The sequence below is a fragment of the Geodermatophilus sp. YIM 151500 genome, assembly GCF_025716945.1.
Lineage (GTDB): Bacteria > Actinomycetota > Actinomycetes > Mycobacteriales > Geodermatophilaceae > YIM-151500.
Window position 1 is genome coordinate 93,817 of sequence record NZ_JAOVZT010000015.1, and the last position, 7,068, is coordinate 100,884.

Annotated in this window: 7 protein-coding genes; 3 read left to right on the plus strand and 4 right to left on the minus strand. The window is 76.1% G+C overall.

Annotated features, from left to right (window positions below; all coding sequences use genetic code 11):
* Positions 1–26 precede the first annotated feature (26 nt).
* Together OF117_RS19880 and OF117_RS19885 are read right to left on the minus strand one after the other, a co-directional pair.
* Positions 27–1,088, minus strand: coding sequence for a FecCD family ABC transporter permease (locus OF117_RS19880; RefSeq protein WP_263554587.1), 1,062 nt, complete (start codon positions 1,086–1,088; stop codon positions 27–29).
* Complete coding sequence (locus OF117_RS19885) at positions 1,085–2,089, minus strand: iron-siderophore ABC transporter substrate-binding protein (RefSeq protein WP_263554588.1); 1,005 nt, start codon at positions 2,087–2,089, stop codon at positions 1,085–1,087. The genes OF117_RS19880 and OF117_RS19885 overlap by 4 nt, the downstream gene beginning before the upstream one ends.
* Before the next feature lie 90 nt (positions 2,090–2,179).
* On the opposite strand from OF117_RS19885, the gene OF117_RS19890 reads away from it, so the two are divergent.
* Together OF117_RS19890 and OF117_RS19895 are read left to right on the plus strand one after the other, a co-directional pair.
* On the plus strand, positions 2,180–3,094 hold the full coding sequence (locus OF117_RS19890; protein WP_263554589.1) for a siderophore-interacting protein: 915 nt from the start codon (positions 2,180–2,182) through the stop codon (positions 3,092–3,094).
* Between the two features lie 107 nt (positions 3,095–3,201).
* The gene (locus tag OF117_RS19895; RefSeq protein ID WP_263554590.1) at positions 3,202–3,480 is read left to right on the plus strand and encodes a flagellar FlbD family protein; all 279 of its coding nucleotides are present in this window, start codon (positions 3,202–3,204) and stop codon (positions 3,478–3,480) included.
* Positions 3,481–3,507: 27 nt separating this feature from the next.
* On the opposite strand, the gene OF117_RS19900 is transcribed toward OF117_RS19895, so the two are convergent.
* Both OF117_RS19900 and OF117_RS19905 read right to left on the minus strand, forming a co-directional pair.
* Complete coding sequence (locus OF117_RS19900; RefSeq protein ID WP_263554591.1) at positions 3,508–5,025, minus strand: serine/threonine-protein kinase; 1,518 nt, start codon at positions 5,023–5,025, stop codon at positions 3,508–3,510.
* 142 nt (positions 5,026–5,167) lie between these two features.
* Positions 5,168–6,187 (minus strand): DUF1524 domain-containing protein, encoded by a 1,020-nt coding sequence (locus OF117_RS19905; protein WP_263554592.1) that lies wholly within the window; start codon positions 6,185–6,187, stop codon positions 5,168–5,170.
* A 244-nt stretch (positions 6,188–6,431) separates the two neighbouring features.
* Here OF117_RS19905 and OF117_RS19910 point away from each other — a divergent pair, with 244 nt between their 5' ends.
* Positions 6,432–6,794 carry a hypothetical protein gene (locus tag OF117_RS19910; RefSeq protein ID WP_263554593.1) on the plus strand — a complete coding sequence of 121 codons (363 nt, stop codon included), beginning with the start codon at positions 6,432–6,434 and terminating at the stop codon, positions 6,792–6,794.
* Positions 6,795–7,068: the final 274 nt, after the last annotated feature.

A 7,068-nucleotide genomic window follows, 5' to 3' on the forward strand; every position in this document is an offset into this window, starting at 1 on the left:
GGTCACCGGCTCCCGCACCCGGCTGCTCACAGCGACACCAGCCGGCGGCGGCGGACCAGCGCGATGAAGAACGGCGCACCCACGACGGCGAGCACCAGCCCGACGGGCAGCTCCGCGGGGCGCACCAGCACCCGGCCGACGACGTCGGCGCCGACCAGCAGCACGGCACCGAGCAGGCCGGAGTACGGGAGCAGCCAGCGGTGCGCCGGGCCGGTGATCGCCCGCGCGACGTGGGGGACGACGAGGCCGACGAAGGCGATCGGCCCGGTCACGGCGACCGCGGCCCCGGTGAGCAGGGTGATGGCGGCGACGCCGGTGAGCCGCGCCGGCCCGATGCGCTGGCCAAGACCGCGGGCGACGTCCTCACCCATCTGCAGCGTGTCCAACGCCGGCGCGTTGACCAGCGCGAGCAGCAGGCCGACCAGCAGGAAGGGCGCCACCTGGGCGAGCACGTCGTCGCCCCGGCCGACCAGCGAGCCGACCACCCAGAACCGGTAGGCGTCGAGGGTGACCGAGTCGAGCAGCACCAGGCCGCTGGTCAGCGCGGTGAGGAAGGCGGTGACCGCGGCGCCGGCCAGCGCGAGGGTCACCGGGCTGCCGCCGCCGCCGGAGGTGCCGAGCAGGAAGACCACGACGCTGGCCAGCAGCGCGCCGGCCAGCGCGAACCACACCGAACCGGTCACCGACGAGACGCCGAAGGCGTAGACGGCCAGGCACACCGCGAACGCGGCGCCCGCGCTCACGCCGAGCAGGCCGGGGTCGGCCAGCGGGTTGCGGGTGTGCCCCTGGATCAGCGCCCCCGCCAGGCCCAGCGCGGCGCCGACGGCCAGCCCGAGGGCGGTTCGGGGCAGCCGCAGCGCGCGGACCACGACGTCGTCGTCGGTGCCGGTGGGCGCGACGAGCGCCGTCCAGACGTCGACCGGTGCGATGGACCGGGCGCCCACCGCGATGCCGAGCACGCCGACGACGACCGCGAGCACCAGGAGGCCGAGCAGGCCGACCAGCAGCCGCACCCGGCGACGCGCCGGCCGGGCGGTGCGCTGCGGCACCCGGCCGGCCGGCGCGTCGGCCGCCGCGGTGCGCGTCACGAGGAGGCGTTCGCCGCGGCCTCGGCCAGCCGGTCGACCAGCTGGTCGAGCGTGTACGGGATCGACAGCGGGCTGACCATGCTGGCCGCTGCGGCGAAGCCGGTGTCGTCGAGCACCACGGCCGCGTTCCGCTGGATGGCCGGCACGCTGGCGTACAGCTCGGAGGTCAGGACCTCCTCGACGGTCAGCCCGTCGGTCCACCCGATGAGGACGTCGGACTCGATCTCCGGCGCCTCCTCCAGCGACAGCTGCGCGTAGAACGACTCCGCGTCGTCGCCGGCCAGCTCGGCCACGCTGGGCGCGAGCTCGAGACCGAGGTCCTCGACCAGCTGCACCCGCGGGTCGGTCGGCAGGTAGAGGTACAGGGCGTCGGCGCCCAGGCTGGTGTAGGCGAAGCTGAGGCCCTCGAACTCGGGGTGCTCGGCGGCGACGCCGGCCACCTGCTGCTCGGTGTCGGCGATCAGCTGCTCGGCCTCCTCGGCCCTGCCGAGCGCCGTCCCGATCATGCGGGTCTGCTCCCGCCACGGCGTCGTCCACGGCTGGTCGGGATAGGCGACCGTCGGGGCGATGGCCGACAGGTCCAGGTACACGCTCTCGTCGAAGCCCTCGTAGGGGGCCAGGATCACGTCGGGCCGCAGCGCGGCGATCTCCTCCAGCGGCGGGCCGTCGGCGGTGTCGAGGAGGGTGGTGACGTCCGGGTCGTAGTGCTCGTCGTTCCAGGGGACGACGCCGTCGTCGCCGCCGCCCCACGTGTAGGTAGGCATGCCCACCGGGTCGACGCCGAGGGCGTACAGCGTGTCCTGCGCGCTCCAGCCGAGGACGACGACCCGCTCCGGCTGCTCCTCGATGGTGGTGCTGCCGAAGGTGTGCGCCACCTCGACCGGGAAGGCGCCGGCGGGGGCCTCGCCCTGCGCGTCCGCCGACGCCGGCTCCTCGGTGGAACCGCAGCCGGTGAGCAGCGCCAGGGCCGCGAGCGCCGACAGGGTGGGGCGTGCGCGCATGGGGGACCTCTCGACTCTGCCGCGGCCTTACCGCGGCGGTGAAGGAAGGCTAGCCTAACCTTCCTCAGCCACCGCCACCCGGGGAGAGCGATGACCGTACGGACCGCGCAGGTGCCCGCCTACCGGACCTTCGCGGTGGAGGTGGCGAGGGTCCGCCGGCTCTCCCCGAGCTTCGTCCGGATCACCTTCACCGGCTCCGACCTGGACGAGTTCGCCTCCGCGGGCCTCGACCAGCGGATCAAGGTGTTGTTCCCGCTGCCGGCGCGCGGGTTGCGGGACTGCCCGACGGGCGCCGACTGGTACGCCGAGTGGCGCGCCCTGCCCGAGGGCCACCGCAACCCGATGCGCACCTACACGGTCCGGGCGGCCCGACCCCTGGAGAGGGAGGTCGACGTCGACTTCGTGCTGCACGGGGCGACCGGCCCCGCGTCGACGTGGGCGGGCCGGGCCGCGCCCGGTGACGAGGCGGTGCTGGTCGGGCCGAACGCCCGCTTCGCCGAGCCGACCGGCGGCGTCGAGTGGCGGCCGCCGGCCGACGCCCGCCAGCTGCTGCTGGCCGGCGACGAGACCGCGGTGCCGGCGGTGTGCGCGATCGCCGAGTCGCTGCCGGCCGGGACGGCGGCCCGCGTCGTGCTGGAGGTGCCGACCGACGACGACGTCCTGGACGTCGAGGTCGCGCCCGACGTCCGGCTGACCTGGTTGCCGCGCCGGTGCGGCGCCACCGTACGGCCCCGCGGCGTGCTGCTGACCGCGGCGGTGTGCGCGGCGGCCGACGAGCTGGGCGGCGCGGCGGCGGCAGCCGGTGCCGACGACCTCGACCCCGACGCGCTGTTGTGGGACGTGCCGGCCGGGGCCGCTCCTGGCGCCGACTGCTACGCCTGGCTGGCCGGGGAGGCGGGGGTGGTCGCGGCGCTGCGGCGCCACCTGCTGCGGGAGGCGGGCTTCGACCGCCGGTCCGTGGCCTTCATGGGCTACTGGCGGCTGGGCCGGGCCGACGCGGGCTGATCACCCCGTCGGGTGCTCCGGTTGCTCGCACCGGCTGCCGATGAGGGGAGTGCCCGGACCGGCGCCACCGGGGCCCGCTGCCCCGCCGGAGCGGAAGGACCGCTCGGATGATCGCTGTCACCTGCCGCAACGGCGAGCACTTCACCCTCGACCCGAACGCCGTCGAGCGGGTCGAGTGCCGCAGCGACACGCACGTCTTCATGGCCGACGGCACGCACTACGTGCTCGGGCAGACCTTCGACGAGCTGCTGCGGACCGTCCGCGACTCCCGGGCCGCGGCTGTCTCGGCCCGGCGGCGGCTGTCCGGGCCCGCGCCGGCGCCCGGCTCCGTGCCCGGCCGCCCGCCGCGCGGACGGCGGCGGCCCACCGGACCGGCCGGCGACTGAGCGCCGCCGGGCCCGCGGGACCGGTGATCAGTCGTCGTCGTCGCCGTCGCGGTTGCCGCTGTTCCCGTTGCCCCTGTTCTCGTTCCCGCCGTCGCTGTTGCCGCGGTTCTCGTTCCCGCCGTCACCCTCGCCCGGATCCGTCCCGCTCGTCGGCGTGGGCTCCGGCGCCGGCGGAGGCGGGGCGGGCGCGACCGCGTAGGCCACCTCGACGGTGCTGCCGGGCACCAGTTCACCGACCGGGGCGACGGCGGTGACGGCACCCGGTGCCTGTTCGACGGTCTCGACCGGCAGGGCGGTGACCTGGAGGCCGAGCCCGACCAGCTCGTCGCGCACGTCGGCGAGCGGTCGGCCGACGTAGGCGGCCGCGTCGACGAGGACGCCGGCCGGGGCGGTCCCCGAGGGCGTGGGCGGCGCCGACGAGGTCTCGACGGGCGTGGTGCTGCCGGCCGGCGGGCCGGGATCGGCCAGCACGACCCCGGTGACGACGGCGACGACGGCGAGCACGCCGAACGCCACCGCGAGCGCAGCCTTCAGGCCCCGCCGGCGGCCGTCGGCCCCCTCGTCCGGAGCCGACCCGGCCCCTGCCCCGGCCGCGGGCATCGGTGCCGTGGATGGGTGCGCCCACCCGCTGGCACCGGCCGCGGCGGTCGCCGCGCCCCCGGCGCCGGGGCCGAGCGGCAGGGGCAGGACCGCGGTGTCCGCCAGCGGCGCCGGCCGGCCGGTGAGCACCGCCTCGGCGGCGTCGCGGAGGGCGGCGCCGTCGGGGAAGCGCTGGGCGGGGTCCTTGGCCAGCGCGCGCGTCACCAGCGCCCGGACCGGCCCGGGGACGTCGTCGGGCAGCGGGTCGGGCTCGTCGCGGATCTGCCGCAGCGCCACCTGCACGCTGCTGTCGCCCTCGAACAGCCGCCGACCGGCGAGGCACTCGTAGGCCACCGCGCCGAGCGCGTAGACGTCGCTGGCCGGGCTCGCCTTGCCGCCCTGCGCCTGCTCGGGCGAGAGGTAGTAGGCGGTGCCGACCACCTGACCGGTCTCGGTCAGGGGCACGCTGGACGCCGACCAGGCGATGCCGAAGTCGGTGATCTTGACGACGCCGTCGGGGGCCACGAGGACGTTGCCCGGCTTGATGTCGCGGTGCACGACCCCGGCGGCGTGCGCGGCGGCGAGGGCGGCGGCGGTCTGCCGGACGATGCTGACCGTGAGCTGCGGGTCCAGGCGCGGCTCGCGTTCGAGCAGCGACGACAGCGACTCGCCGTCCACCAGTTCCATGACCAGGTAGGCCAGCGGCTCGCCGTCGCCGGCGCGGACCTCGCCGTAGTCGAAGACGGAGGCGATGTTGGGGTGGATGAGCGCGGCCGCGTGCCGGGCCTCGGCCTGGAAGCGCGCCCGGAACGTCGGGTTGTCGCTGAACTCGCTGCGCAGGATCTTCACCGCGACCGGACGGTTGAGCAGCGTGTCGCGGGCCCGCCACACCTGTCCCATGCCTCCGGTGGCCAGCCGCGAGACCAGCTCGTAGCGTTCGCCGAGGACGCGCGTCTCCGCCTGCATGCGACCTCCTCCGCGGTGTCCGACGTCCGGGTACCCGCGTGCGGGCAGCCCGACCCAGTGTCCGCGACGCGGCACGCCCCGGGGAGACGACCCCCGCGAATCGCCGGGCGCGGACCCGGTCGGGCGACAGCAGCCCCTCGGGTCACTCGCAGCCGACGCCGTCGCCGTCGCGGTCGAAGCTGGCCCGCCAGCCGGGGTCACCGACGCGGATCGGTGCGGCGCCGGCGGCCCGGACGGCGTCGCAGTTGCGGTAGGAGGCGCCTCCCGGCGGCGCCGGGACGGGTGCGGCCGCCGGCTCCGGCACGGAAGCCGGCCCCGGAGCCGGCGTGGGCGCGGCCGCCGGTGCAGCTGCCGGCTCGGGCGGTGCGGCTCCGTCGCCGTCCGGGAGGGGCTGGTCGGGGCAGCGGCCCAGCACGGTGGCCATGGCGTCGTGCTCGGCACGGGTGACCCACAGGTCGTAGCCGAGCTTGACGGCGATCTGACGGGCGACGTAGGCGCACCGGTAGCCGCGGTCGGGCGGCAGCCAGGTGGCCGCGTCGCCGTCGCCCTTCTGCTGGTTGAGCCGGCCGTCGACGGCGAGCAGGTTGAGCGGGTCGTTGTAGAAGGCGACGCGGCGGGCGGCGTCCCAGGCCTGGGCGCCCTTCTGCCAGGCGTCCGAGACGGCCACCACGTGGTCGATCTGGACGTCGTCGCTGGTGTCCTGCCCGCGGCGGAAGGCGATCGTCTCCCCGGAGTAGGGGTCGACGAGGGTGCCGGTGGCGACGACGCAGTCCCGGGTGCCCGGCTTGAAGGTCTCGTCGGTGAGGTCACGGGCCAGCACGTCGTTGCGGGCGTCGCAGCCGTTGCGGTCCGGGTCGCCCCAGCCGTCGCCGAACAGGTCGCGGTCGTAGCCGGTCCGCGGGGCGCGGCCCTTGACCTCCAGTTCGGCAAGGGACGCGAGCGCCGTGCCGGGCTCACCCGGGTCGGCGGGACCCGGACCGCCCGCCGTCCCGGGCGGCTCCGGCGCCGCCGAGGACGACTGCGGCGCCCCGGTGGACGTCCCCGACGACGGCTCCAGGACCGGGGTGCAGGCGGTCAGCCCCGCCACCGCGAGGAGCAGCGCGACGGCGGAACCCGCCGCGGCCACCGGGCGACGCCGGCAGCGGTCGCCCCGTGCGGCCATGACGCCCTCCCCCGGTGCCGGCGTGCGGTCGGCGGACCGCCCGGCAACCTACGCGCCGTGCACGCCGATGCCGCCGAAGCGCGCCGGGCGGACCGTGTCACCACCCCAACCAATCCTCGTTCCTCCACACGCCGGCGCGCGACGGGCTCGCATCGACCCGCTGACACCCCGAGCGCCGCGGGGACGCCCGGCCCAGGCGGTCAGGGCCGCTGCCGAGGGACCGGGTCCGACATACGGTGCGGCTGTGATCGAAGTGGGCTCGCGGCGGCGCAATCAGCCGGCGCCCCCACATGCGATCTTCGAGGCCCTGGTGGAGCCGGATCGCGACCCCACCCGGCCGTGGTTGCTGTTGCTCGATGACGAGCAGCGCCCCGAGGTCGTCGAGGCCGACGAGCCGGTCCTGGTGGTCTGGTCGTCGCTGTGGAAGCGCAGGCCCGACGCACGGATCCGCTTCGAGCTGCCACGTGACCGCAGCGGCTTCGGCACGGATCTGCGCTGGCTGCTGCTCGTCGACGAACCGCCGCCGGACGCCTCGTTGCTGGGCCACATGCGCCGGCGGATCAACGAACTGGTCAATGCCCGCTTGAGGTACACCTTCGGTCAGTAGCGCGGCAAGCCGGGAGGCACGACGCGCCGCTCGTCGTCGCTGGCCCGCGGGCATGCTCGGCTGACCGGCCGCGAACGCGTCGGGCACGAGTTCGCTCACCGCTTCCGGCTGCCCGTGGCGCGGCGTCGGATCCCGACGTCGGGTGACGTCACGGCTGCCCGCTGATGCGCCGTCGCGCTGGTTGGCGTCGTTCTGATGTGCCGTCGGCTCAGATCCGTAGCGGTGGGTGGGTGGGGATGAGGATCGGGGTGCCGTCGGGGCGGTAGGTGCGCCA

Coding starts and splice junctions, on each gene's coding strand:
- OF117_RS19885 (WP_263554588.1), bottom strand. CDS start 2,089: ATGCGCGCACGCCCCACCCTGTCGGCGCTCGCGGCCCTGGCGCTGCTC.
- OF117_RS19890 (WP_263554589.1), top strand. CDS start 2,180: ATGACCGTACGGACCGCGCAGGTGCCCGCCTACCGGACCTTCGCGGTG.
- OF117_RS19895 (WP_263554590.1), top strand. CDS start 3,202: ATGATCGCTGTCACCTGCCGCAACGGCGAGCACTTCACCCTCGACCCG.
- OF117_RS19900 (WP_263554591.1), bottom strand. CDS start 5,025: ATGCAGGCGGAGACGCGCGTCCTCGGCGAACGCTACGAGCTGGTCTCG.
- OF117_RS19905 (WP_263554592.1), bottom strand. CDS start 6,187: ATGGCCGCACGGGGCGACCGCTGCCGGCGTCGCCCGGTGGCCGCGGCG.